At 60.1% G+C, this 25,187-nt stretch carries 24 protein-coding genes; 9 read left to right on the forward strand and 15 right to left on the reverse strand.

Features of this window, described 5'->3' with window-relative positions; genetic code table 11:
* The 6 genes from RSB01_RS08400 to RSB01_RS08425 form a co-directional block, all read left to right on the forward strand.
* A partial coding sequence (locus RSB01_RS08400; RefSeq protein ID WP_332625294.1) for a chemotaxis protein CheB occupies nt 1-624 on the forward strand: 624 nt, incomplete at its 5' end.
* A 9-nt stretch (nt 625-633) separates the two neighbouring features.
* Complete coding sequence (locus tag RSB01_RS08405) at nt 634-1,023, forward strand: response regulator (protein WP_332591977.1); 390 nt, start codon at nt 634-636, stop codon at nt 1,021-1,023.
* A complete protein-coding gene (locus RSB01_RS08410) occupies nt 1,023-1,565 on the forward strand; it encodes a chemotaxis protein CheD (RefSeq protein ID WP_332591978.1) in 543 nt (180 codons plus the stop codon). Before RSB01_RS08405 ends, RSB01_RS08410 begins: the two co-directional genes overlap by 1 nt.
* Before the next feature lie 2 nt (nt 1,566-1,567).
* Nucleotides 1,568-1,933 (forward strand): hypothetical protein, encoded by a 366-nt coding sequence (locus tag RSB01_RS08415; protein WP_332591979.1) that lies wholly within the window; start codon nt 1,568-1,570, stop codon nt 1,931-1,933.
* Complete coding sequence (locus RSB01_RS08420) at nt 1,933-2,523, forward strand: response regulator (protein ID WP_332619762.1); 591 nt, start codon at nt 1,933-1,935, stop codon at nt 2,521-2,523. Before RSB01_RS08415 ends, RSB01_RS08420 begins: the two co-directional genes overlap by 1 nt.
* Nucleotides 2,520-3,026 (forward strand): chemotaxis protein CheE, encoded by a 507-nt coding sequence (locus RSB01_RS08425; RefSeq protein WP_332619761.1) that lies wholly within the window; start codon nt 2,520-2,522, stop codon nt 3,024-3,026. Before RSB01_RS08420 ends, RSB01_RS08425 begins: the two co-directional genes overlap by 4 nt.
* A 21-nt stretch (nt 3,027-3,047) precedes the next feature.
* Here the strand turns inward: RSB01_RS08425 and RSB01_RS08430 are convergent, their stop codons facing one another.
* The 3 genes from RSB01_RS08430 to RSB01_RS08440 all read right to left on the reverse strand — a co-directional run bounded on the left by RSB01_RS08430 (nt 3,048) and on the right by RSB01_RS08440 (nt 5,534).
* Nucleotides 3,048-4,460, reverse strand: a complete 1,413-nt coding sequence (locus RSB01_RS08430; RefSeq protein WP_332590312.1) for a hypothetical protein — start codon at nt 4,458-4,460, stop codon at nt 3,048-3,050.
* A gap of 239 nt (nt 4,461-4,699) precedes the next feature.
* Nucleotides 4,700-5,080, reverse strand: coding sequence for a hypothetical protein (locus RSB01_RS08435; RefSeq protein WP_332590313.1), 381 nt, complete (start codon nt 5,078-5,080; stop codon nt 4,700-4,702).
* A 109-nt stretch (nt 5,081-5,189) separates the two neighbouring features.
* Nucleotides 5,190-5,534, reverse strand: coding sequence for a DUF1491 family protein (locus tag RSB01_RS08440; protein ID WP_332590314.1), 345 nt, complete (start codon nt 5,532-5,534; stop codon nt 5,190-5,192).
* Nucleotides 5,535-5,588: 54 nt separating this feature from the next.
* Between RSB01_RS08440 and RSB01_RS08445 the strand changes: the two genes are divergently transcribed.
* Nucleotides 5,589-6,518, forward strand: coding sequence for a hypothetical protein (locus tag RSB01_RS08445; protein WP_332590315.1), 930 nt, complete (start codon nt 5,589-5,591; stop codon nt 6,516-6,518).
* Here RSB01_RS08445 and RSB01_RS08450 read toward each other — a convergent pair.
* From RSB01_RS08450 to RSB01_RS08495, 10 genes are all read right to left on the reverse strand, one after another.
* Nucleotides 6,515-7,171 (reverse strand): A24 family peptidase, encoded by a 657-nt coding sequence (locus RSB01_RS08450; RefSeq protein ID WP_332590316.1) that lies wholly within the window; start codon nt 7,169-7,171, stop codon nt 6,515-6,517. The two genes, RSB01_RS08445 and RSB01_RS08450, sit on opposite strands and share 4 nt — an antisense overlap.
* A gap of 250 nt (nt 7,172-7,421) precedes the next feature.
* Nucleotides 7,422-11,003 carry a M1 family aminopeptidase gene (locus RSB01_RS08455; RefSeq protein ID WP_332590317.1) on the reverse strand — a complete coding sequence of 1,194 codons (3,582 nt, stop codon included), beginning with the start codon at nt 11,001-11,003 and terminating at the stop codon, nt 7,422-7,424.
* A gap of 16 nt (nt 11,004-11,019) precedes the next feature.
* Entirely contained in the window at nt 11,020-11,907 is an 888-nt protein-coding gene (locus RSB01_RS08460; protein ID WP_332590318.1) for an ABC transporter ATP-binding protein, read from the reverse strand.
* A gap of 116 nt (nt 11,908-12,023) precedes the next feature.
* Complete coding sequence (gene mnhG / locus RSB01_RS08465) at nt 12,024-12,383, reverse strand: monovalent cation/H(+) antiporter subunit G (RefSeq protein WP_332590319.1); 360 nt, start codon at nt 12,381-12,383, stop codon at nt 12,024-12,026.
* Nucleotides 12,383-12,667, reverse strand: coding sequence for a K+/H+ antiporter subunit F (locus RSB01_RS08470; RefSeq protein WP_332590320.1), 285 nt, complete (start codon nt 12,665-12,667; stop codon nt 12,383-12,385). The genes mnhG and RSB01_RS08470 overlap by 1 nt, the downstream gene beginning before the upstream one ends.
* Nucleotides 12,664-13,167: a Na+/H+ antiporter subunit E gene (locus RSB01_RS08475; protein ID WP_332590321.1), complete on the reverse strand. Its 504-nt coding sequence runs from the start codon at nt 13,165-13,167 to the stop codon at nt 12,664-12,666. The genes RSB01_RS08470 and RSB01_RS08475 overlap by 4 nt, the downstream gene beginning before the upstream one ends.
* Entirely contained in the window at nt 13,167-14,768 is a 1,602-nt protein-coding gene (locus tag RSB01_RS08480) for a monovalent cation/H+ antiporter subunit D (protein WP_332590322.1), read from the reverse strand. Before RSB01_RS08480 ends, RSB01_RS08475 begins: the two co-directional genes overlap by 1 nt.
* The gene (locus RSB01_RS08485; protein ID WP_332590323.1) at nt 14,765-15,103 is read right to left on the reverse strand and encodes a Na+/H+ antiporter subunit C; all 339 of its coding nucleotides are present in this window, start codon (nt 15,101-15,103) and stop codon (nt 14,765-14,767) included. Before RSB01_RS08485 ends, RSB01_RS08480 begins: the two co-directional genes overlap by 4 nt.
* Complete coding sequence (locus RSB01_RS08490; protein ID WP_332590324.1) at nt 15,103-18,018, reverse strand: monovalent cation/H+ antiporter subunit A; 2,916 nt, start codon at nt 18,016-18,018, stop codon at nt 15,103-15,105. Before RSB01_RS08490 ends, RSB01_RS08485 begins: the two co-directional genes overlap by 1 nt.
* 250 nt (nt 18,019-18,268) lie before the next feature.
* Nucleotides 18,269-18,892, reverse strand: coding sequence for a TetR/AcrR family transcriptional regulator (locus RSB01_RS08495; RefSeq protein WP_332590325.1), 624 nt, complete (start codon nt 18,890-18,892; stop codon nt 18,269-18,271).
* Nucleotides 18,893-18,991: 99 nt separating this feature from the next.
* Here RSB01_RS08495 and RSB01_RS08500 point away from each other — a divergent pair, with 99 nt between their 5' ends.
* Nucleotides 18,992-19,759, forward strand: a complete 768-nt coding sequence (locus tag RSB01_RS08500) for a Coq4 family protein (protein WP_332625296.1) — start codon at nt 18,992-18,994, stop codon at nt 19,757-19,759.
* 63 nt (nt 19,760-19,822) lie between these two features.
* Here RSB01_RS08500 and RSB01_RS08505 read toward each other — a convergent pair whose 3' ends face one another.
* Entirely contained in the window at nt 19,823-20,683 is an 861-nt protein-coding gene (locus RSB01_RS08505) for a bile acid:sodium symporter family protein (RefSeq protein ID WP_332619770.1), read from the reverse strand.
* 87 nt (nt 20,684-20,770) lie between these two features.
* Entirely contained in the window at nt 20,771-22,447 is a 1,677-nt protein-coding gene (locus tag RSB01_RS08510; protein ID WP_332591603.1) for an FAD-binding dehydrogenase, read from the reverse strand.
* Between the two features lie 450 nt (nt 22,448-22,897).
* Between RSB01_RS08510 and RSB01_RS08515 the strand changes: the two genes are divergently transcribed.
* The coding region (locus RSB01_RS08515; RefSeq protein ID WP_332625298.1) for a TonB-dependent receptor at nt 22,898-25,187 on the forward strand (2,290 nt) is incomplete at its 3' end.

Below are 25,187 nucleotides of genomic sequence, written 5' to 3' on the forward strand. Positions count from 1 at the left end.
CCCCGCAATGTGCAGGCCCATCAGGGCGTCTATCATGCCGATCCGAACCATATTCTGGCGATTGGCTCGTCCACGGGCGGTGTCGAGGCGCTGCTGACCATCTTGTCGGGCTTTCCCAAGGATTGTCCGGCCACGGTTATTACCCAGCATATGCCTGCCAGCTTTACCCGCAGCTTTGCGGCGCGTCTGGACCGCACATCCAATGTGAATGTGACGGAAGCCGTGGACGGCGCTGTCTTGCAAGCGGGCCATGTCTATCTGGCCCCCGGTGGAGCCGCGCACCTGACCGTGGTCGGGGGGCGTTGCCGTCTGGTGGCGTCCGATCCGGTCAACGGGCACCGTCCGTCTGTGGATGTGCTGTTTGAATCGGTGGCCCGACTGGGGCGTCCGATGACGGGTGTCATTCTGACGGGTATGGGACGGGACGGCGCGCGGGGCCTGAAGGCCATGCGCGATGCCGGAGCCCGCACCTTCGGGCAGGATGAAGCTTCGTGCGTGGTCTATGGCATGCCCAAGGCTGCCTTCGAGGCAGGGGCTGTCGAGCGCCAGATGCCTTTGACCCGCCTTGCCCCCGCTATTCTTGAATCATGCGCCGCCAAAGGCGCCAAAACGACTGTCGCGTAAGGACTATCCATGCCAGCAGCCTCTGCCATTCGCACTCTGATCGTAGATGACCAGTTGACGATGCGCGCCCTGATCCGCACCAGCTTGCAGCAGATCGGCGTGCGCGACATCGAAGAAGCGCCGGATGGCGAGGCCGCACTTCGCGCCGTCATTACCAAGCCGGTGCATCTGGTGATTTCGGACTTCAACATGCCCAATCTTGATGGTCTGGGCCTGCTGCGCGGTATCCGCGCCCACCCGCCGATTGCCAAGACCGCCTTCATCATGTTGACCGGCCGCGCCGACCGCGAACTGGTGCAGCGTGCTGTCCAGTATGGCGTGAACAACTATCTGGTGAAGCCTTTCACCACCCAGCAGCTGAAAGAAAAGATGGAATCCGTCTTTGGCCCGCTGAGCTAATGCACACCTCCGACATGTCGGCTACGGAAAGGCGCGTCCATGTGGGACAGGGGGACCATTTTGTCTCCTCTGATCCCGAGGTCGTGCTGACCACGGTACTGGGCAGTTGTGTGGCCCTGTGCCTGTCCGACCCTGTGGCCGGTGTCGGGGGAATGAACCACTTCCTGCTGCCCGAAGGCGAAATGGACGGCACCGCCGCCAGCCGCCGTTACGGGGCCTATGCGATGGAGGTGCTTATAAATGATGTGCTCAAGGCGGGTGGCCGACGCGAACGTCTGGAAGCCAAACTGTTCGGCGGCGGACGTATGTTTGACAGCCTCAGCGATGTCGGCGCGGCCAATGCGGCCTTTGCCGAAAAGTTCATGGCCGATGAAGGTATTGCGGTGCTGGGCGGAAGTCTGGGTGGATTTGGTGGCCGCCGTCTGCATTATTGGCCGGTTAGTGGCCGCGCACGACAAAGGGCAGTGATGGATGTGGCAGCGGTTCCGCCGCCCAAAGTCACTTTGCCACCTGTCGCTGCGGGCGATTTGGAGTTGTTCTGAACATGTCTCACGATACGCAGGCCTTGCTGCAGGCTGTCTCGGCCGAACTGGGCGATATCGCGACGGGCGTGAAATCGGCAGGCGATCTGATGGGCGAGGTGATGTCGCATCTCTCGGCCCAGAACCGTCTGTCCTATATGGCGCGTATCCAGAGCTTTGATGTGCTGGTCCAGCGGCTTGAAGCCCTGTCGGGTTTGTCGGGGGCATTGTCGCGCGAACAGCCGCTGGATTCGGCACTGGCGGCCCTGCCTCTGGCGGAAATGGCCGAGCGTCTTCAAGAAGCGGCCCATCGCGGTAGCCCCAAGGCACCGGCTGCAAATGCGCAGGACACAGTACAGACCTCTGGCGAGCTTCATCTGTTTGACTGATGAACAAGGACGAACAGGTCAATCTCGAGCATTCCACGGTCCTGCTGATCGATAATAACCAGCAGGCTCTGGATATGCTTGGCTCTGTGATCCAGGGCTTTGGTGTCCGCGAGCAGATCAAGCTGGGCTCGGCGGTGGCGGCCCAAAAACTGCTGCAAGACCGGCCGGTTGATCTGATTATTATCGACTGCGCCGATCCTGAGATGGATTCTTACGCTTTTACGCGCTGGTTACGGCGCGAGACGTCTGCGCCGTTGAAATACACACCTGTGATTTTGGTCACCGGCCACGCGTCCCAAGCCAAGGTGCAGGAGGGGCGCGACTGTGGTGTCAGCTTTGTTGTGGTCAAGCCGATCACGCCGAAGGTGTTGCTGAAGCGGGTCATGTGGCTGGCGCTGGACGAGCGCGAATTTATCGAATGTCCGACCTATGTCGGGCCGGATCGTCGTGTCCGTAACTATGGCCCGCCCATGGGCGAGGCGGGGCGCCGCAAGGGCGACCTGTCGGCCCATATCGGTATCGCCAAGGAAGCCAATATGGACCAGTCGGATATCGATGCCCTGCTGAAACCCCAGAAGGTGCAACTGTGACGGCCCCGGTCAAAACCACGATTACCTCCGGCACGGCCGTCGGTACGGGCGAAGGCGCGACAGCCGTCAAGGTTGTCTCCAGCCTGTCCAAGAAAATGGCCGAGCCGGGTGGATTAACGGTGGCCGCTATCGAACGTCGCTCGCACGAGCGTTTGCTGAGCCACAAGCACGACGCCATGCAGTCGGTCGAGCGGGCGGTCAGCGAACTGGAGCAGCGCACAGCGAGGGCGATGGCCGAACCGGACCCCGAGCTTTACCGGATCACCAGCCAGATGCTGGACCTCGCGGGCTTTTTCGATACCGGCCCGCTTTATGATGCCGGTTATAGCCTGTGCGAACTATTGGATGTCATGCAGAGCAGGGGGCGCTGGAGCCCTGACACCGTGCGCGTACATGTGCGGGCCTTGCGGTTGATCCTCAAGGATGATTGCCAACTGACACCTCATAGCACCTCCCTGATGGAAGGTTTGCGGGCGGTTCTGGAACACGCCCGCAAGTCCTGAACAGGCTTAGGCCGGTACAGCCTAGTCTGCGACGGGAGGCGTTTGGGTGTCGTCTTCCTCGGCTTCTTCCTCGGCCTTGAGGCGCAAGGCTTCCTCTTCTGCGGCGGCATCGGCCTCTGTTAAACCCTTCGCGCGTAACAGCAGGGCCTTGGCCGCAGGGTTTTCACCGTGCGGATTATTCACTAGCGGCTCGATGACGGCGATGGCCTCGGCATTGCGATCATGACGAAGCAGGGCATCGGCATAGTAGAAACGGGCTTCGCCGAGCTGAGGGGCCAGAGTATAGGCCAGAGCCAGAATCTCGAGGTCGTTTTCGGTGGGATAGCTTGGCTCGCCCCTGCGGTTTTCCGCCATCAGCAGGAAGGTGGCATAGTTGGCATCATCGGCTGTGTAGGCGGTGCGCAGGGCGGCTTGCGCCTCTTGCCGGTGACGGCCTGCAGCGGCATCGTCATTGGCTTCCAGGGCCTTGTCCACCAGATCCATCCTGGCCCGGGCCATATATTGCAAAGCCTCGACATGGTTTGGATCAATGGCCAGAAGGCGATCCAGAATCTCGACGGCTTTTTCCGGATCGCGGGCATTGTGCAACTCGGCATGGGCCAGGATCAGCAAGGCCAGAGTGTCGTCGGGATAGCGCGCGGCCTTGCGACGAATCTCTTCCAGAGTGGGCTGGCGGTTCTCTTCGGTGGAGCCGCTTTTGAGCCTTTGCCCCAGCAACAGAAGATCGTCGGCGGATTCCGGTAGAACCGTGACCTGGATTTGGACCTCGGGGTATTCGGTTTTCAAAATCGAGTAGGGAATGCGGCCGCCCATATAGCGGCGCAGCGTTCGGTTAAGTTCGGTGGGCGTCAGGCCCGTTGCATTCTGTAAGGCTGTGACAGAGTCTGTGCCGGAGCCAACATCGCGCAGGTAAGTCGCCATTTGCTGGCGTCGGTTGGGATCGCCCATGAACCAGTGCGTCAGAAGCCAGGCCAGCGGATAATAACTGTCCAGATTTTTTGCTTTGGTCACCGGCCGGTTGGACAGCAACTCACTCATGGACATCCAGCTTAGATAGCTGAGTGCTGCGGCGCGGTTCGCATTGGGAACGCCGATGCGTGTTTCACTGAGTTTGAATTCGGTCGCACCATAATATTCGGCAAACCCCTCCACAAACCAGCCAGGGTATGGGTAGGAAAAATCGGCCATCATGAAGTGGTGGGCGTATTCATGCTTGAGGGTATGGTTGTTGTCGCCACGCGTTGCGACGGCGAAAATATCCTCGCCCGATGAGGTATAAAATCCGGCGAGCCGGTCTCTGGCTGCAGGGGCAATGGTGGTTAGCCCCGAATTTGTCACCAGATAGATGGGCAGCTTGCGGTGCGGGGTTTCAGTGACGTCCTGACCCATAAACAGGCGCAGGACATAGTCGAAATTTTCCAGCTCCGTCAGCATGCTCCGGGCTTCGCGGTCGGTTCCAGCGGTGTACAATTCAAAGCGCGGACTTTCGTACTTCTTCCAGTCCGCAAAAGCGGGCGTCGCTGCGAAAGCGAGGGTTGAAGATGAAAGTAACAACGTTACTAAAGCAGAGGATACCGATTTGAATTTAGAGACTTGTGCCAAGTTGCTCTCCCCCCGAAGTGCGAAGGGAAATTGTGCACTTGATATGTTGGCATGGCAAGTCTGTAGCGCGCTCAGGCGGCGTGGAGGCCCCAGATCGCGCGGTCGGTGGTGCGGGCGTGCAGCTTGCCGGCATCGGCGCGCTTGCTGAGTTGCTGCATTATAAGATCGGGCAGGGCGCAAAAGCGTGGCTCGACCAGTTCGGGCGCGCAGCCCTTTTGCGGAGCGGTGAAAAGCGCGGCGTTGAGCCCGTCTGATTTTCGGGACAGCAACCATGCGATGCGGCGAGCCCGCTCGGGGTGGGTGTGCTGCAAATCGGGGTATTCGGCAAAAAGCTCGCAGGCCAGTTCGATGGCCGCATCCAGATCCAGCGGATCAAACCGTCGCTCGTCCCGCAGGGGGGCGGGGCATGGCGGATCAAGCGTGAACACCACATCATTGAGCAGGAACAGCATGGCTTTTGCCTTCAAACACCCTTTTGGGCGATGTCGGGTTTAAGCCAGCAGGCTTGAGGACGAGTTCACGAACGCGGTGAACAAGGTGTTCACCATGCGCGATATGTTCTCAGGAGGCCGTCTTTTCGCCTTCGACCTTTTCCAGCAGGAAATGGCGACCCTGACGGTCTTCGATTTCCACCACCCATAGGTCGGGATCATAGCTACGACGGCGTTCCAGATAGGCGTCGAGCTCGGATTCCGTCTCACTTGTAACAGGTTGAATCCATAAAGGTTGTCCGTCCATATCGACGCTTTGGCTATAGAGACGTGCGGTGCGTTCAGAGGTGTTATAGGCCTTGATGACTACATCGCCGGCACGCATGTCGCCCTTGCGGACCACGGTAGCAAAGGCTCCGTCCAACTCGGCACGACGGATCAGGGCGGATACCCAAACATCTGTTGAAAGAAGCAATTGCTAACCTTGATTGCACACCTCCGGTCAAACCGGATGGGGTAGAGACAGGGTATGACTATACCGGTTTCACATCTGCGCGTCAGTTCCGTAACGCATTCAACCCGCAGCATTCAGGCCACCCGCAGAATTCAGGGCGGCGCTGCGCTGGTGCTTGCCCTTGTGGTCGCTTGTGTACCGGCTCAGGCGCAGGATGCGACGGCCCAAGCCTATCACGAGCGCAGCTTTATTCTGGCGGCCAATACAAAATGCCGTCTGTTTGACGCCTCGGTGGAACAGGCGCTGGGGGCGGCTGCGCTGCAAACGCGCGGAGTGCTGCTGCGCGCAGGTCATGAGACGACACAGGTGGGCGCGGTGGCCAGCCGTGCCACGGGGCAGGGCCGTGCCGTGTCGTGTGGTGATCCGGCTTTGCAGGAAACATCCGGTCGTATTCTCCATGCCTTTTCGCGCTGGAGCCGTGCGGCGCGGCTGGAGTTTCCGGCCAGTAGCAAATCGTGGCGGGTAGACCGTTTTGCCGGATCGAAAACCGGTTGGCGCATGGTGCAGGACAGTGGCGTGGGTACAGCGGCTGTGCGCTTCGGGCTGGCCGGACTGTCGCCGGAAGAGACAAGTCCGACGGTGGTGGTATCGTTTAGCGGACGCTCGCGCCCGTATGCGGCGCGCTTGGTGATGCGCGATGTCGACCTGTTGCCGCGCGCTCATGCCGTCAGTGCCGGTCAGGCGCAGATGCCGCCCTTCTCGGGGCGTAAAGCGTTTTTTGCGGCCCGTCAGATGGACGCGCCCGACACCCTGCTGGGCGAGGGCAAGCGTCGGGGCGAGGCGTGGGAGTTTCCCCAAGAGGCCATGGTGCGGGTGACGCAGCTTGATCCACGCGAGCCGTTTTGGATCGAGTTCCTGTTCCGCGATGACTCGGTGGCGCGGGTGCCGTTCGAGGCGGGTGATGCCGCCGCCGCCGAGGCGTTTTTAGGACTTGGCGCGATCTAGACCATCAGCCACGCCACGGCAAAGCCGATGGCCAGATAGGTGCCAAAGGGCATCTTGCTGTGCATGTCCAGATTTCGGCCTGCCAGTTTCAGCCCTATGACGACGGCCAGTCCCGATAGCGACGCCACCAGCAGGACGATGGCCAGATCAAGCGCGCCAACCCATGCGGCACCCATGCCCAGCAGTATGGGGTCGCCGCCGCCAAGACCGCTGCGACCGCGCAGCTTGCGGTAGAGGAAGGCCAGTAGCCACAGGGCGCTGAATCCGAACAGTGCGGACAGCAAGGCCATCATCCAGCCCTGTCCCAGCGGGTAGGGCAGTACAATGGCGGCGATAATGCCCGTGATGCCTAGAGGCACCGTCACGACATCGGGCAGCCAGAAGTTTTCGGCATCCACCACGGCGATCAGCAAAAGCTGCCAACCCAGCAGGGCTGTAAACACCGCTGTCCACGGCGAGGGCAGACCCTGTCCTTGCGCCCACACGGCCGAGGCCATGCCGATAAAAGCACAGGCAACGGGCATGACCAGATAGCGGCGCGGTTTTGGACCCAGTTCCAGCGGTGGCAGGCGGTGGCTTGCAAAGGCGGTCAACCATCCAGCGGCAAGGCCCGACAGGGTCAGAGCGATACCTGTCACAAGTTCAAAGGACATGGGTGTCGTCTCGCAAGCCAATCGGAGGGGGCATGATCTATATCAATGCCCTGCATTCCGATTAACGCGATGAACAATCTTCTCCCTCGTCCTTGCTGATGAAGCTTTTGGCAGGCGAACCTATCTTGGCCGGAAGACCCGCAAGGGCTTCCGGCTTTTTTTGTGCGCTCAAGAAAAAAGGGCGCTCGTTTGAGCGCCCTTTTAGGGGACAGGTTTGCGGGGGAGAAAAGAACCTGTCCGGTCTATCAGCCTATTCTACGGGCTTGATATTGTTGCTCGCATCCCGATCGATCCAGCGGCTGAACGGATCGATGACGGCGAATTTGGGTTTGGCATTGGCCACCAGACGCAAGGTCTGCGGGCCGCTGCGGATGGGGTGGCGTTCCAGAAGGACAATGTCCTTGGGCGCAATGACACCCAGACCTGGTTCGCTCATCAGCAGGCCGATTTCCATCTGCTCGTCGAGCGGAGCGGTCTTCTCGTTGCCCTTGTCATCGGCATAGAGCTTACGCGCCTCGACTTGCAGAACCACGTCCCACTTGCCGTCGGCACGGCGGGTGGCGCGGGTCGAGGTGACCTTCAGATCATAGAGGGTGATCTTTTCCATCAGGTCGGTGATGAGGGCGTGCTTTTCAGCCGGAGTCTCGGCCTTGAGTGCGGCGATCAGGTCCACCGAGCGCGGATAGGGAGCAGAGCCGAATTTGTGCGCTGCCAGCAATTTGGACAGGGCGCGGTTGACCACGTCCTCGCCCAGTTGGTCACGCAGCAGGTAAAGCACATGGCCGCCCTTGCGATAGTGGATATAGCCCTGACCGGCCTCGACGCGTTCCAGAGGGAACTCGCCCAGACGCTCCGAACCACGGGCCGACAGATAGTTGTCGAGATCGTATTTCAAGAAGCGGCGGATTTGTTCCTGACCATACATCTTCTCCATCACCATCAGGGCCGAGTATTCGGCGAGGGTTTCGGACAGGGTTGTCGCCCCTTGCACATTGGCACCGACGATCTGGTGTGCCCACCATTGGTGCGCCAGTTCGTGGGCGGTGACGAAGGTCACATAGTCGATGGCATCGGGTTTACGCAGGTCGGCGTTGAAGCCGATGCTTTCGGAGTACGGCATGGTGTTCGCAAACGCTTGCGCGAACGAGCTGTAACCGGGGAACTCGATGATGCGGGCCTGACGGAACTGGTAGGGGCCAAAGGCCGACTGGTAATAGTCGAGGCTCTTTTCCAGTGCGGTCAGCATGCGCGGGGCATGAACACCGTGGCTCGGGTGGTGATAGACCTCCAGCGAGATACCGTTATGGGTTTTCTTGGCCACCTCATAGGCAGCCGACTGCACCGAGAAGAAGTGCAGGATCGGGGCCTCGGACACAAAGCGGGCGGTGCGGCGGCCATTGGCTGTCGTGTCGGACATCTTGTAGCCCGGCGCGATCGGTGTCTGGTCGGCCACGGTGGACACGGTGATGTCCGAATTGACCCAGTCGGCACCGATATAGTTTTTCAGCAGGCCTTGCGGGTCGTTCAGATCACGCATGCGCAGCTCGTCCGGCAGGCCGAACTTGCGACGCTTGGTGCGGTCGCTCAATAGACCGCCGCGATCCATGCCGATCGAAGGGGCAAAGGCACCGTTGTTCACAAACGTGCCGTTGTCCACGATGTCGGTCATCAGATAGCCGACGCCGAAACCGCGCTGACCATAGCGGCTGTCGAACTTGATGGTGCGCGTCTCGCCCGGTTGTAGCGGGGTATCGAAACGGTAGATGCGGTACTGGTGCTGCTTCCATTCGCGTTCCAGCTTGGCACCCTCGACCTCGATCTTCATCTCGGTCTCGCGCGGCCAACCCAGATGCACAGCGGCAATAGGCTTGTCGGTGGTGTTCTCGATCACATAGCTGCCCGCCGTGGTCATATAGCGGTCATGCGGGAACAGCTTGATGTCCAGCTTGACGTCCTTGACCGTCGGCTGGGGTGTATTTTCGAACGCCAGCAGTTGTTTCTCGCGGTCGGCCATACGGGCCTCGGCGTTCGGCTTGCGTTCGTAGATGTTCCAGACGTTGGTGTTGATATAGACCAGCACGCCAAGACCGACGAAGGCGGCCAGAGCCACACCGGCAATCACACCGGCAGAGCCCATCAGGCGACGCGGGGCACGCTGGAAGCGGGGCTTGAAGCGGGTCTCGGTTCCACGACGCCACAGGGCAAAGATGGCCACCATCAACATGACGCAGAAGGCGGTCCAGTACAGAACGGCGGGCAGACCCACAGTGTGGAAACCGGCCGTGCCGTTCAGGTCCGACAGGGGCACCGAAGGCCACGAAGCGAAGTTGTACAGGTAGTGATCCCAGCCAAAGCCCGAGGCGATGATGGTGAAGATCACATAGACCACCATGACGGCCCAGCCGACAAAGCGGTTCGGCGACATCGACTGAACAAAGATGGACAGGATGGCCATCATGATCAAGCCGATGCTGTCGGGCAGCACATACCAGAACAGGTATTTACCCAGCTCGAAATTGTACCAGCCACGGACGATCTGGGCGATCAGACCGGCAAACACCGACAGGGCCAGTGTCGAGATCAGCACAAGGGCCAGACCCATCACCTTGGGCACCATAAAGGTCCAGTCGGCGGCGGGGGTGGAATCAACGATCTCGTGGATTTTGCGGTCCTGATCACGCCAGACCAGCTCGCCCGAATAGTAGATGGCGATCACAATCGTCACCAACGAGAACGAGCCTTGCAGCATCTGGATGACGTCGCGCGTGGCGGGGAAGGTCTTCACCCCGTACATCTCGCCACCGAACAACAGGGTAGTGATGGCCATCAGGAAGCCGAACAGCATGAGCACCAGATAGGCGGGGCTCTTGAAGATCAGGCCCATTTCAAAGCGGGTACGGGCGATGAACTGGCTGACGGACTGGGCAAAACCGTAACGGCCGCTGGCCAGAGGGCGGGCTTGCGGTGCGTGGACGGCGGACTTCTTTTCGGCCTTTTGCAGTTTGGCCTGTTTCTTTTCGGAGTTTCCGCGCGCGGAGCGGCTGAAGAAGGCGACGGCAGCGGCCAGGAAGGCAAGGCCGACGCCGGTCCACAGCAGACGGTTACCCAGCAGGACGCCGGTCAGTTCGGGAAGCTGGGTGTTCTTCTGGGCGGGGGTCCAGTAGCGGGTGATTTCGCTAAATGCGCCGATGCCCAGAGGCTCCAGCCAACTGCCCAGTTCACGCATTTCCGGCTTGGACAACAGGGTCGAAGTGACCACGAAATACAGGATGATCAGGCCTACAGCGCCGACATAGCTGGCCATCATCGAGCGGGTCAGGGTGGCGAGGCTGAAGACGACGGCCGAGGTGAAGAAGAGGCCCGGTAGACCAAACACCAGATAGGCATAGGCATAGTCGCCAAGGCGCAGCCCCTGCACGGTCTCGGGGTCGATCCAAGGCATGAAGGAGCCGAGGATCAGGCCGATACTGATGCTGGAATAGGCAAGGGCGGCAGCGAGGAACGAGCCTGCAAACCGGCCCAGCACATAGTCGAACCGGCTGATGGGGGTGGCATTGATTAGCGGGCCATAGCCGGTGGTGGTGTCACGCGACACGGCATTGGCCACAAGGCCGACAGCCCCCAGCAGGAAGAACAGGTTCAGGATCGCGTGGACGGTAATGATGATCGAGGCGGCGTTGATATAGACATTGCCGCCCGAGCCACCGATGCGGATATTGTCGCTGGCCGCCATGACGCCGAAGCTGAGCAGGCCGAACAGGATGGTGACAACCCAGAAGGTGGGCTGTCGCAATTGATAGCGGAATTCAAAGGCCGCGATTTTGGCGAGCATGTTGGTTTGCTCCCGATCAGGCGGCGGCTGGGACGCGGCGCGAGGCGCTGAGCGTCGAGAAGTAAACGTCTTCGAGGTTGCCGCTGACCGGCTCGAAGGCTGCTCCCGGCGAGGTGTCGGACAGGACGTGAATCAGGGTGCGACCGGCAAACAGGCGCGTCGAGATCACCTCGAAGCGCTGGCGGTAGTCTTCCAGTTCCGACTTCTCGATGGCGGTGCGCCAGACGCGGCCCTTGAGGCTGTCGATCAGGGCTAGAGGCGCGCCTTCCAGCTGGATACGGCCACCGGCCAGAACCGCCATGCGCGGGCACAGGTCGGCCACGTCCTCGACGATGTGGGTCGACAGGATGATGACGACGTTCTCGCCGATCTCGGCCAGTAGGTTCAAGAAGCGGTTGCGCTCCTCGGGGTCGAGGCCGGCGGTCGGTTCGTCCACAATGATCAGTTGCGGATTGCCGATCAGGGCCTGTGCGATACCGAAACGCTGGCGCATACCGCCCGAGAAACCGGCAATGGCTTTCTTGCGGACATTCCACAGATTGACCTGGTTGAGCAGGGTCTCGACGGTGTCCTTGCGTTCCTTGCCCGAGCTGATGCCCTTGAGGATGGCCATGTGGTCCAGCATGTCATAGGCCGAGACGCGCGGATAAACGCCGAAATCCTGCGGCAGATAGCCAAGGGTCCGGCGCAGCATTTCCGGTTCTTTGATGACGTCGAGTTCGCCGAACTTGATGGTGCCCGAGGTGGGCGATTGCAGGGTGGCAATGGTCCGCATCAGGGTGGACTTGCCCGCCCCATTCGGGCCCAGCAGGCCGAACATGCCGCGTGGAATCTCTAGGGACACATCGTCCAAAGCGCGTGTGCCATTGGCATAGATATGGGTGAGATTGGTAATCGACAGCATTAAAGAGCCCCCTGCTCGCAGTGTATCGCGCACTCAATCAGAAGTGGCTCTGCGTTCAAGTGAACCTTCGGTAAGGAAAAGGCCGGAAGCGGTGGCTTCCGGCCTTTGGAGCGTGATTACATGTCGTCTTTGGGGACGCCTTCCCGGCCTTCGACGCGATCCCGATAGATGGAGGCGCGAGCCAGAAGGATCATGGTGACGGGGGTCGTGACCGTCAGGAAGATCGCGATAAGCAGGGGTTTCAGCGTCAGTCGACCTTCGGCAAAGCTGAAATAGATCACCATGGCCGCAACGATGGTGGCCATGCCCAGTGTCGAGGCCAGTGTCGGCGCATGCAGGCGCTCGTACATGCTTTTGAGCGTCTTGAGGCCGACGCTGCCCAACAGCGACAGCAATGCGCCGAAAATGCACAGGGCGGTCACCGCAATGGCGGCCCACATGGGGATGTCGGGCATATGTTCGGGTGCGGTCAGCATTATTCGATCACCTCGCCGCGCATCAGGAATTTGGCCAGTGCGACTGTGGACGTAAAGCCGATGATGGCCAGGATCAGGGCGGTCTCGAAATAGGCGGTCAACGACATGCGGATGCAGTGGACGAGGATCAGCAGCATGGCGTTCACATACAGCGTATCCAGACCCAGAACCCTGTCCTGAGCGCGTGGCCCGATCAGGATACGCCATGCGCAGACCAGCATGGACAGGGCCAGAACCACCTGCGCGAAACCGGTGCCCCAATAGACAATGGCGGCGGGCGTCATGGGAAGATCTCCATCAGCAGGCGCTCGTAGCGGTTATGGAGGATGGCCTTCCAGTCGTCCTCTTCGCGCAGGTCCAGAACATGCAACAGAAGGACACGCGAATAGCGGTCATACTGGACCCATGTGGTGCCCGGCGTGCTGGTGACGATGATGGCCAGACAGGCCAGTGCATAGCGGTTGCTGCATTCCAGCTGGATGTTGACGAAGCCCGCTTTGCGCGTGCGTTTGCGATAGCCGAGCACAATTCTGGCTGTGTTCCAGTTGGACGACAGAACGTCGAGGAACAGTCTCCAGAACAAACGGATAATGGACAGCGGGCTTCGTACCTGAACCATATCGGGTTCCAGTACGCGCATGACTTGCGGCACCAGCAGTGCGACGATCAGGGCGATGGTGGCGTGACCGGATCCTGCGGGCGAGGACATCAGCATCCAGACCATGAACAGCGCCACGGACAGGATAGGGTGGGGCAGAACCTGCCGGAAAACTCTGGCGATCATTACAAGCGCCCTTTCAGAACCGCAGCGACATAGTCACCGGGGCGGGTGAGCCAGTCGCCGGTATGCTCGGCAAAGGACAGGGCCGCACCGCCCGCTATGGTCAACCACAGGCAGCAGGCAATCAGCCCGCCAATGGCGACAAATTCGGGACTGCGAACCGCCAGCGCACTGCTCTCGTCACGTTTCCAGAAGCCGTCGATACCAAAGCGCACAAGAGCGATCAGGGTCGCGAAGCTGGAGAAGGTCAGGATACCGATCACCCACCAGCTGGCAGGCAGATAGGCCCCTTCGCCTTCCAGAAGGCCGATAAAGATACCCAGCTTGCCGATAAAGCCGGCCAGCGGCGGCATGGAGGCCACCACCAGAGCCGCAAGGGCAAAGAAGGCCCCCAGCAGCGCCAGCGAACGCGGCATCACACGGCCCACCTCCTCGACATCGTCGGCCTCGAACGGGTCGGTATATTCGTCATCGAAAAAGGCATCGGTGCCATCAGCGGCACGGTCTTCGCCGCGCACCAGAATCTCGGCGATCAGGAACAGGGCCGCCGAGGCCAGTGTCGAAGCCGTCATATAAAAGAGCGCCCCGCCAAGGGCATTGGCCTGCCCCAGACCGACAATGGCCAGTACGGTGCCGGACGAGGCCATGACCGCATAGCCGATGACCCGTTCCAGACGCTGGGCGGCGATGACGCCCGCTCCGCCAAAGATGACGGTGGCCAGTCCCAGAACCAGCAGGATCGACTGGCCAAAGCCCGCGCTGTCGCCACTGTCGGGATGGAACATCAGCATCGACAGGCGCAGCAGCACATAGACCCCGACCTTGGACAGCAGGGTAAAGACGGCGGCAACCGGCGCACTGGCGGCCGAATAGGCCCCCGGCAACCACAGACCCAGCGGCCATGCGGCGGCCTTGATCAGGAAGGCGATGCCCAGAATGGCGCAGCCGGCCTCGAACAAGGCGCGGTCTTCGGGCGCGATGAAGGGAACACGCGCGGCAATATCGGCCATGTTGAGCGCGCCGATTGTGCCATAGACCAGCGCCACCCCGATCAGGAAGAACAGCGAGGCGGTCAGGTTGATGGCCACATAGCCCAGCCCCGCCCGTACCCGCTTCTCGCCCGAGCCATGCAGCAACAGGCCATAGGAGGCAGCCAGCATGACCTCGAAGAAGACGAACAGGTTGAACAGGTCGCCGGTCAGAACCGCCCCGTTCACGCCCATCATCAGCAACAGGTAAAGGGCGTGGAAACGCGGCCCTGCACGGTCCCAGCGGGCCAGCGCAAAGATCAGGCCTGCCGCTCCGACAACGGCGATCAGGGCCAGCATCAGGGTGGACAGGCGGTCGGCCACCAGCACGATACCGAACGGTGCGGCCCAGTTGCCCAGACTATAGACGCGGGCTGTATCGGTGCCGCCCGATCCGCCGATACTGGCTTCCTGCAGCAGCAACAGGGCCGTGCCGAGAATGGCGGCGCAGACGGCCAGACTGAGGGCCGCCTTGGTCTTGTAGCGTTGCTCCTTGAGCAGCAGCATGATGGCCGCTGCTATCAGGGGCAGGATAATGGGCAGGATGGTGAGGTGTTCGAAAAGTGACGGCGTCATTCGGATTCATGCCCGTCAACATGGTCGGTGCCGGTGATGCCACGGGCGGTCAGGAGCACCACAAGATAAAGGGCGGTCAGCGCAAAGGAGATGACGATAGCCGTCAGCACCAGTGCCTGTGGAACAGGGTCGGCATAGGCCGAGGTGTCCACCTTGCCGGGATGCACCAGAGGCGGCGCACCGGCCTTGAGGCGGCCCATGGCGAAGATGAACAGGTTGACGGCATAGCCCAGCAGGCCAAGGCCGATAATGACCTGAAAGGTTCGCGGGCGCAGCAGCAGCCACACACCCGAAGCGGTCAGAATGCCAATGCCGATGGCCAGAATGATTTCCATCAGACGCCCTCCTCGGGAGCTTCGACCGGCTCGATTTCACGGGCGGTACGCAAGGACTGGTGCGCGATAGCGGTCAACATCAGCACGGTGGCCCCAACGACCAGCAGGGCTACGCCAAGGTCAAAGATGACGGCGGTGGCCAGGGGCACCTTTTCGACCCATGGCAGGCTGCCATACTGGAAATAGGTGGTCAGGAACGGATAGTTGAACAGCCACGAGGACATGCCGGTCAGGGTGGTGATCAAAAGACCGCCGCCAATCCAGTACAGGGGGCGGATACGCAGGCGTTCTTCCACCCAGCGTGCGCCCTCGGCCATGTATTGCAGGATAAAGGCCACCGACATGGCCACACCGGCCGCAAAGCCGCCGCCCGGCAGGTCGTGCCCGCGCAGGAACAGATGTAGCGCCAGAAGGATAATGAAGGGGAAGGTCCACTTCATGACAACCGACGGGATCAGCATGGTCTCGCGCAGGGTGTCGCCCGACTGGCGCTGCTGGTGCAGCTTGTCGTGGCGATCCTGAACGCGGCGTTGTTCGGTGATGCCGCGGCTTTCCTCGGCCGGCCGGAAGCGGCGCAGCAAGGCCCAGATGGTCAGGGCCACAATGCCCAGAACGGTAATCTCGCCCAGCGTATCAAAGGCGCGGAAGTCCACCAGCAGGACGTTGACGACATTTCTGCCACCGCCACGCGGATAGGATTCTTCGAGCAGGAAGCTGGACAGGTGGCTGCCACCGGGGCGGGTCATGACGGCAAAGGCAAGTGCGGCCATACCAAGACCGGCCAGGGCGGCAATGGTCATGTCCATGGCGCGACGGCGGCGCGAGGCGAAGTCGATCTTGGGCGGGGCCATTTCGACCGCGCGTTTGGGCAACCAGCGCAGGCCCAGCAGCAACAGAACGCCGGTGACGATCTCGACCAGTATCTGTGTGGCAGCCAGATCGGGTGCGGAGAACCAGACAAAGGTCAGGGCACTGGCCAGACCGCATCCGGCCATCAGGATGACCGCAGCGAGGCGGTGATATTTGGCCTGCCATGCCGCCGCCAGCGCGCAGACGCTAGCGATGATCCAGATCAGGGTAAAGCCGATGCCGGGACGCTGGATGGTGACGCCGGCCTCCTTCATGCCCAGACCGCCAAAGCCGACAGCGGCAATGGCTGCAAGCAGGGCGGTGATCATCAGCACACGGATGCGCCACTGCTGCTTTTTGGAGCCCAGTTGCAGCACGATCCATTCGGCGCTGATATTCATCCAGCGCATGGCGCGGTCAAAGGCGCGGGCACCGCTGAAGCGGCCGACAATCCATGCCTTTTCGGCGCGGTTGATGCGTTTGCCCACCAGCACATAGGCCGTGGTGCCACCGATCAGGGCGATGAAGCTCATCAGGAGTGGCAGGTTGAAACCGTGCCAGATCGACAGGCTGTAATAGGGGGTGGCGTCTCCCAGAACCGACTTGACCGCAAAGCCGAGTACCGGCGCGATGGTCAGGGCGGGAATCGTACCGACAAGGACGCAGATCAGAACCAGCAGTTCGATGGGGAAGCGCATCCAGCGGGCAGGCTCGTGCGGGGTCTTGGGCAGGTCGGTCGCAGGCGGGCCAAAAAAGACCTGATGGATAAAGCGCACCGAATACAGAACCGACAGGGCGCTGGCCAAGGTCGCCAGCACCGGCACCAGCAGCGAGAAGTCACGGCCTTCGGGCGCTTGCAGGGCCTCGGCGAGGAACATTTCCTTGGACAGGAAGCCGTTCAGCAGCGGCACACCGGCCATGGCGGCGGCGGCGACAATTGCGAGCGCGGCCGTATAGGGCATGGTCTTGCGAAGGCCGGACAGTTTGCGCAGGTCGCGCGTGCCGGTTTCGTGGTCGATCACACCGGCCGCCATAAACAGCGAGGCCTTGAAGGTGGCGTGGTTGACGATGTGGAAGATGGCGGCCACCAGAGCCAGCGGCGTGCCCATGCCCAAAAGCAGGGTAATCAGGCCCAGATGGCTGATGGTGGAATAAGCCAGAAGGCCTTTCAGGTCGTTCTGGAATACCGCTGTCCATGCGCCGAACAACAGGGTGAACATACCCGCGCCGCCGACAATATAGCCCCATTCGGGTGTGCCCGCGAGAACCGGCCAGAATCGTACCAGCAGGAAGACGCCTGCCTTCACCATGGTGGCCGAGTGCAGATAGGCACTGACGGGGGTGGGGGCGGCCATGGCGCGCGGCAGCCAGAAGTGGAACGGGAACTGGGCGCTCTTGGTCAGGGCCCCCATCAGGATTAGGCACAGGGCCGGAAGATAGAGCGGGCTGTTCTTGATGACATCACCCGAGGCCAGAACGACATCCAGGTCGAAACTGCCGACAATACGCCCCAGCACCACCACACCGGCCAACAGGCATAATCCGCCAAGTGCGGTGACCGTCAGGGCCATACGAGCACCGTTCTGGGCGGATTCAGAGTGGTTCCAGTAGCCGATCAGAAGGAAGGAGAAGAAGCTGGTCAGTTCCCAGAACAGCACCAACTGGATCATGTCGCCTGACATGACCACGCCGGTCATGGCCCCCATAAAGGCCATCAGGAACGAGAAGAAACGCGGGACCGGATCTTCGGGCGACATGTAGTAGCGGGCATAGAGCACCACCAGCGCACCGATCGCCTGAACAATCAGGGCAAACAGCCATGCAAAACCGTCAAGGCGCAGGCGAAACGCGATATCCAGTGTCGGCAGCCATTCGACGGCAAAACGGGCGACTTGGCCCGAAGCGATCACCGGATAGAGGCAGAGCAGCGCGATGACGCCGATTAGAGATGCGGCAGAGGCCAGTGTCGCGGCGGCATTTCGGGCCTTGGTCGGCAAGAAGCTTGCCGCAATTGCTGCAATAAAAGGGGTGGCAAAGGGTATCAGCAGCAAGAGAGCCTGATTCATCCGCGGGCGCGTCTCCGAAATTTAGGATGCAGGGGAAGCCCTGCGACAGGAATAAAATTTAGGGATGGATACGGCATGGTGCGGCGTATCCGGAATGTGAAGCAGCGTCCGTGGTTTAAACAAACCACGGTTGCCTTTGTTTTTTAACAAAGAGGACCGCCCCTGTCCGATCACTAAATCGCCAGAGTACGAAAAAAAAGGACGCTTTAGCCGGAAATGGTGAGGCGAATTGACGCCTGAAGCCTCAGTTTCAGGAAGAAACGCTGTTCTTTGCCAAGAAGCCGGGAAGAAGCTGGGCCACGACATTGCGGCTGGCATCCTCGTCCTGATCCAGCATGTCGCGCAGGGGCGGACCGATCAGGGCCTCGCCAAAGGCGGTCAGGGCGATGAACAATACTGCCGAGCCGATAGCCTTGGGCGGCAGACGGTCGCCATTGCCGATCTTGGTATCGATGGCCTTGACCAGATCCTGAACCGCAATCCGCACAGGCTCCAGATGGGACAGGTCCCCCGAAAGGACGATCCAGGCCGCCAATCGACCCGCTCCGCCGGTCGAGAAGGCCTCGAACACGGCATTGACGACTTCGAGCGGTGCGCCGTCATCGGTGCGCAGACGCTCGACTGCATCCTGAATGGCGCTGGCCAGATCGTGAACCATCGAGCCCATCAGGGCTGATTGCAGACCGCCGGCCGAGCCGAAATGGTGGATCAGGTTGGCGTGGGTCACACCGATGCGCCCCGCGACAGCCGACAGGGTCACAGCATCCGGCCCGCCGCTGAGCAGCAGGGTGCGGGCTTCGGTCAAGGCTTCGCGACGCGCTTCTTCGGGCGAGCGACGGCGGCGACGTGGGCGGGCTTGTGTTTCAATTGACATTAATGTAAATGACATCCCTGTAGATAATGTGTCTTACGCCCCAAACAGGAGGGACTTCAAGTGGCGACACTCACCGCTCAAGTTTCCGCAGCGGAAATAATGCAGAAGACAGGGGTTCGTTCACGCCCTGCCTCTGCACATATTCGTAAAACCATGCAGCCTCTGCGGGCCTTAAAAGCCGTGCGCAGGCTGATCGCGGATAAGGACGATACCGAGCAGGTATTTGAAATTATGAATGCTTTGGTCGGCCGCTCGACGCAGTGGGGCTATCGCAGGATGTTGAATTCACCTGTGGGGGGCGTGGCGGCCTATCACCGGACCGAACTGGCCGATGTGTTTCAGGATCACAATTACTTGCGCAGCCTGCCGGAGGGCAGTCTGGGGCGGGCCTATCTGGCATTCATCGAGGCACAGAACTTCTCGGCCTATGGGCTGGTGGATGAAAGCCGCAAGGTCGCCGACAGCGAGATCGAGGCGGCGCATCCCCATGCCTGGTATGCGCGGCGCTTACGCGACGTGCATGATGTCTGGCATGTGCTGACCGGATATGGAGCCAATGCGCTGGGCGAAGGCTGTCTCGTAGCGTTCTCCCTGCCGCAGACGCGCAGCAAGGGTTTTGGTGTAATCGCCTTTGCGGTGGGGATGCAATTTGCCCGCGCCCGTACCGGATATCCGTGTGCGCGTGCTGTCTGGCAGGCATGGCGCGACGGCCGTAAAGCGGCGTGGCTTCCTTCGCAGGACTATGCCGTCCTGATGGCTATGCCTCTGGAAGAGGCGAGGCGCGTGCTGAAAATCCCAGTACCCTATCTTTATAATAGGGTGCCGCCGCAAATGCTGAATGCCTATGCGGGGGCCAAGGCGGCCTGAGGTCGTACAGCGCACCTATATAAAGTGATGGCCGATAGCGGGATGCTATCGGCCATTATGGTTTCAGGAGGCTGTTTTGCGCCGTGTCAGCATGACACCGAATGCGGCGGCCAGAGGGAACATCATCACGCCGTATATGGCAGCGGGCAGGCTCATCTCGGGACTACGCAGGACCGACTGGGCGATGACGATGGCCAGTGTGGCATTGTGTAGTCCCACCTCGAAGGCACTGGCGACGGCCTGCTTGTGCGGGATTTTCAGCAGGCGCGGCACGAAGAAGCCGAGGGATAGGCTGAGCAGGCAGAACAGAACGACAATCCCGAGCAGGCTACCCAGATGCTGCATCAGAGCTTCGCGACCCGACAGGGCTGCGCCCAGAATGACCACGGTCAGGATCAGGATCGAGCCGAGCCGCACAGGCTTGTCCATGGCGCGAGCAAAGCGGGGATAGAAACGCCGCACAGTCATGCCGATCGCAACGGGCACCAGCACAATCAGAAAGACTTCGAGCGTCTTTTTGAATTGCAGACCGACCTGCATGTCGCCGGGCTGGAAATAGGCCACAGCCAGATTGACGATGATCGGCAAGGTAATGACGGCAATGACCGAGTTGATGGCGGTCAGGCTGATATTCAGGGCCACATCGCCACGGAACAGGTGACTATACAGATTGGCGGTGGTGCCACCGGGGGATGCGGCCAGCAGCATCATCCCTACGGCCATCAGTGGCGGCAGTCCAAAGGCGATACACAACCCGAAACAGACGAGGGGCAGCAATAAAAGCTGGCAGCCCAGAGCCACCACGGCGGCCTTTGGTCTTTGGGCCACGCGCACAAAGTCGGCGGGCGTTAAATCCAGACCGAGGCCGAACATGATAATGCCCAGCGCGACCGGAAGTCCGATCAATACAATGGATGAATCCATAAACGTCTGCCTCCCCGCAGCCGTATGGAGCCGGACCGATGATCCGGCGCGGTTGATTTAGATGTGCCGCTTGCTGCGGCCGTAATCTCAGAGTTTTCCGTTGAGGTCGCGTCCGGCGTTCAGGCCGGAGAAGATACAGCCCCCCAGGAAGGTCCCCTCCAGAGCATTATATCCATGCACGCCACCGCCACCGAATCCAGCGGCTTCGCCTGCGGCGTACAGTCCTTCGAACACAGTTCCGTCAGGGCGAAGGACACGCGATGCCAGATCGGTCTGTAATCCACCCAGAGATTTACGGGTCAGGGTGTGCAGTTTAATGCCGATCAGCGGACCATGTTTGGGGGCCAGCAGTCTGTGCGGCTTGGTGGTGCGAGCCATGCGGTCGCCAAGATAGCGGCGGCTATTATGGATGCCCTGTATCTGCACATCCTTGGCATAGGGGTTGTCCACCTGAGCGTCGCGATCTTCGATCTGGCGACGGACAAGTGCGGCATCCAGCAGGGGTGTTTCGGTTAGGCCGTTCATCTTGGCCACCAGTTCTTCCAGCGTATCGGCGGTGACAAAGTCCTCGCCCTTCTGGCGGAAGGCTTCGACCTCTGCGGGGGGGTGCGAAGACAGGCGCGATTTGAACACGGCCAGCTTCTTGCGGTCGGTGATGTCGAGGTTTTGCTCCGAACCCGACAGCGCAAACTCCTTGGCCATGATATCGCGGGTGACGATGAACCAGCTGTGGTCGTGTTCGGCGATATCGGGCGTGGTGCGCAGATATTTCAGCGTCGCCACGGTGTCGTAACCGGGCAGGGCGGGGAAGGGCAGTCTGCGGCCTAGCGCATCCAGCCACAGAGGTGACGGGCCGGGCAGGATACGGATGGCATGACGCGGCCAAACCGGATCCCAGTTCTTTACGCCTTCGACATAGTGCCACATGCGGTCGCGGTTCACGATGCGACCGCCAGCCTGTTCGGCAATGTCCAGCATGCGGCCATCCACATGGGCGGGGACGCCGGTGATCATCTGCTTTGGCGGCTTACCAAGGCGGGCGGGCCAGTATCTGCGGACCTGCTCGTGATTGCCGCCAATCCCGCCGGTCGCCAGAACAACCGCAGGCGCCCGTAGGGTAAAACTGCCGGTCGCTGTCCGGTTGGACGGGACGGCGCGTGCGGCATTGTCTGGGGCCAGAACTGTGCCGGTGACGCCGGTGACGCGACCGGCTTCGACAATCAGATCATCGACCTGATGGCGGTGGTAGAAGGTGAGTGTCCCTGCGGCAGCGGCCTCTCTGGCGCTATGGGCGAAGGGTTCGGAAACGCCGGTGCCGGTGCCCCATGCGACGTGAAAACGCGGCACCGAATTGCCGTGACCATCGGCACGGCCCGATCCTCGCTCGGCCCATCCGACCATGGGGGTCAGGCTGATACCGTTGTCACGAAGCCAGCTGCGTTTTTCGCCAGCGGCAAACTCGACATAGGCGCGGCCCCATTGTCTTGCCCAATAGTCTTCGTCCAGCGGGCCGGACAGCCGGTCCCATCCGGCACTGCCACACCAGTCCCGCCAGGCCAGATCAAGACTGTCGCGCACACCGAGCCGTCTTTGCTCGGGGCTGTTGACCAGAAACAGACCACCAAACGACCAGAAGGCCTGACCGCCGAGATTGTGGGCGTTCTCCTGATCGACCAGCGCGACCTTGCGGCCCTTGTGGCGCAGCTCGTGCGCGGCCACCAGTCCGGCCAGTCCACCGCCTACTATAATGACATCGGCATCCATGACGGTTTTCTCGCAGCAGTGAAGGAGGCGAACGCGGCAAGAACCGAGAACGAAGTTGTATGCGCAGACTAAGCGGTAAAAAAACCGTTCGTCAATATTGACACTATAGTCAACAGTGTCATTTTAAGCGGGCTTCGTTTCCTCCGAACCGGGGCCTGATGAAAGCGGTATCGGCATCCTCGCCGCCTCATCAATCCTGCTGATGCGTCTAACTCCGGCGCTATTCTTGGCCGCCCTTCGGGGCGGCCTCTTTTTTGGCCGTGCCTTACCCACATCACTCTGCAGAAACCTATTGGACAGTGATGTAAACAGGTATTGACAGCTGCGTGAGTAAGTGGATTGATAAATCGCAGGTATGCGAACGATCCGCCCGGACGCATTGCCACAAATCAGGCGGAGGCAAGGGGGCAAGGCGAATGCGTTGCGCCCGCATGGGGAGGTTTTAATCGCATGGCGCAACACAATCGCGCTCACACCAAGTGGGTCGTTACGGCTTCTGTCCTCGCTCTGACGAGCGGCTATTCCCAGCTTGCACATGCGCAAGATACGGGATCGACGGCCGTCGATGAAATCATCGTCACAGCCCAGAAACGTGAACAGTCCATTCAGGATGTGCCGATTGCTGTATCGGCATTTAGTGCAGAGGCTCTGGATGCGATGAAGATCGAGGGCGGCTCGGAATTGCTCCGTGCTGTTCCCAATGTGAGTTTTTCGAAGTCGAACTTCTCCATGTATAATTTTTCGATCCGCGGGATCGGGACCAAGGCTCTATCATCGGCTTCGGATCCGGCCGTTGCGATTGCATTTAATAACTCCACTATGATCCGGAACCGGCTGTTCGAGTCGGAGTATATGGATGTGAACCGCGTCGAGGTTTTACGGGGCCCGCAGGGGACGCTTTATGGGCGTAACGCGACCGCGGGTGTTGTGAATATGATTCCCAATCTGCCGGGGCCGAACTACGAAGGGCTGGCAAAGGCGGAACTTGGTAATTTCGGCACTGTGCGCGGCCAGGCCATGGTGAACATTCCGGTATCGGATACGTTCTGGGTGCGTGCTGCCGGATCGTTCACCAAACGCGACGGTTTTGACTACAACAGCTTTAACGGCAACGACGTTAATGACCGCGACCTGTGGTCAACGCGTCTGTCTGCGGCCTGGGAACCCCATGAGCGCTTCCGCACGAACTTGATCTGGGAACATTTCGAGGAAGACGATAATCGCTCGCGCACAGGAAAGCAGCTGTGCACGCGCGATCAGGGGCCGACCTCGATGGCGGGCTACACCTTTAAAACGAACTCGTTTGAACAAGGAAAGCTGCCGCAAGGTTGTTTGCCGGGATCGCTTTATGATGATGCGGCCTATGGCACCCCTCAAGGTGCAGGTTATGCGTTCCTGCCTATTGCATCGAGACAGTGGTCGACGGCCGCAGGGTCGAACTATTCGCCGTTCTTTAATTTTGATCCCTTTGGTGGTGTGACGCAATCACGGGATCTAAGAGAAGTTTCGACACCGATTGATCCGGTGTACCAAGTAAAAAATGACGTTATTCAGCTTAATGTCGCATTTGACATTACTGATAATCTCACCTTGCATTCGCAAACCCTCTATACAAAAGACGAATTTTATTCGTCACAGGATTATATGCGTTTTGCTTCGGTACCACTTTTCTCTGATACGACGGGATTCAAGTCTCCATCAGGCAAGGTAACAAATGGACCGACACCGGGGGGCATCTATGTTGACCCTCAACTCGGGCCGTCAACCCGTATGCTGTCGATGGATGTCAGCAAGTCGAATAATGATCAGTTCTTCCAGGAGCTGCGCTTGCAGTCGAACTGGGAAGGAAGCTTCAACTTCTCTCTTGGCGCGAACTACACCAAGTTTGAAACTGAAGATAACTACTTCGTATACAACAATATCTTCACGATGTTGGCGGAGTGGTTCTACAATTATGACTTTGCTGGCGGAATGCCCAGAGTCTGTAAGGACGGTTCCAAATTCGAATGCATCGGGGTGGACTACGCCTCGCTCGAAGAGTCCGACGGCAATGGGCACAACTATTTCCGCAGCCGCAATGTGGTCTCTACGGAATCATGGGCCGCTTTCGGCGAAGGCTATTGGGATATCAATCCGGAATGGCGCCTGACTGTCGGCCTGCGTTACACCGAGGATGAAAAAAATAGCACCCCTTATCCCAGCCAGCTCCTTCTCGGGACGTGGGATATGCTGGGTTCGGGTATGTATAGCGGCGGGCGGGTGTCGTGGGGCTATCCAGCCCAGCCTGACATAGTTCAGGCGTGGGATGCATTCTCTGGTCGCGCGGTGCTGGATTGGAAGCCGACGGACGATGTCATGGTCTATGCGTCTTACTCGCGTGGCTATAAGGGCGGAGGGGCTAACCCGCCCCGCGCTGATATTGACCCGCGTGTCATGCAGACCCAACCGCTGGCAGAGCTGTTTGAGCCGGAATATCTGAACGCGTTCGAGATCGGTGCGAAAATAACCCTGCAGGATGGTCGTCTACGTCTGAATGCGACGGCCTTCTATTATGATTACACCAACTATCAGGTGTCGCAGATTCAGGACCGGATCGCACTGAACGAAAACTTCGATGCGGAGTCGATGGGGCTTGAGTTCGAGGCCATCTATAATGTGACGCCTAATTTCCGCATCGACGGCAACCTGGGTATCCTCAAAACCCGCATCGCGGATGGTGAGCAGTCCATCGACATTATGG

Source organism: Brevundimonas sp. (assembly GCF_036659295.1).
Classification (GTDB): domain Bacteria; phylum Pseudomonadota; class Alphaproteobacteria; order Caulobacterales; family Caulobacteraceae; genus Brevundimonas.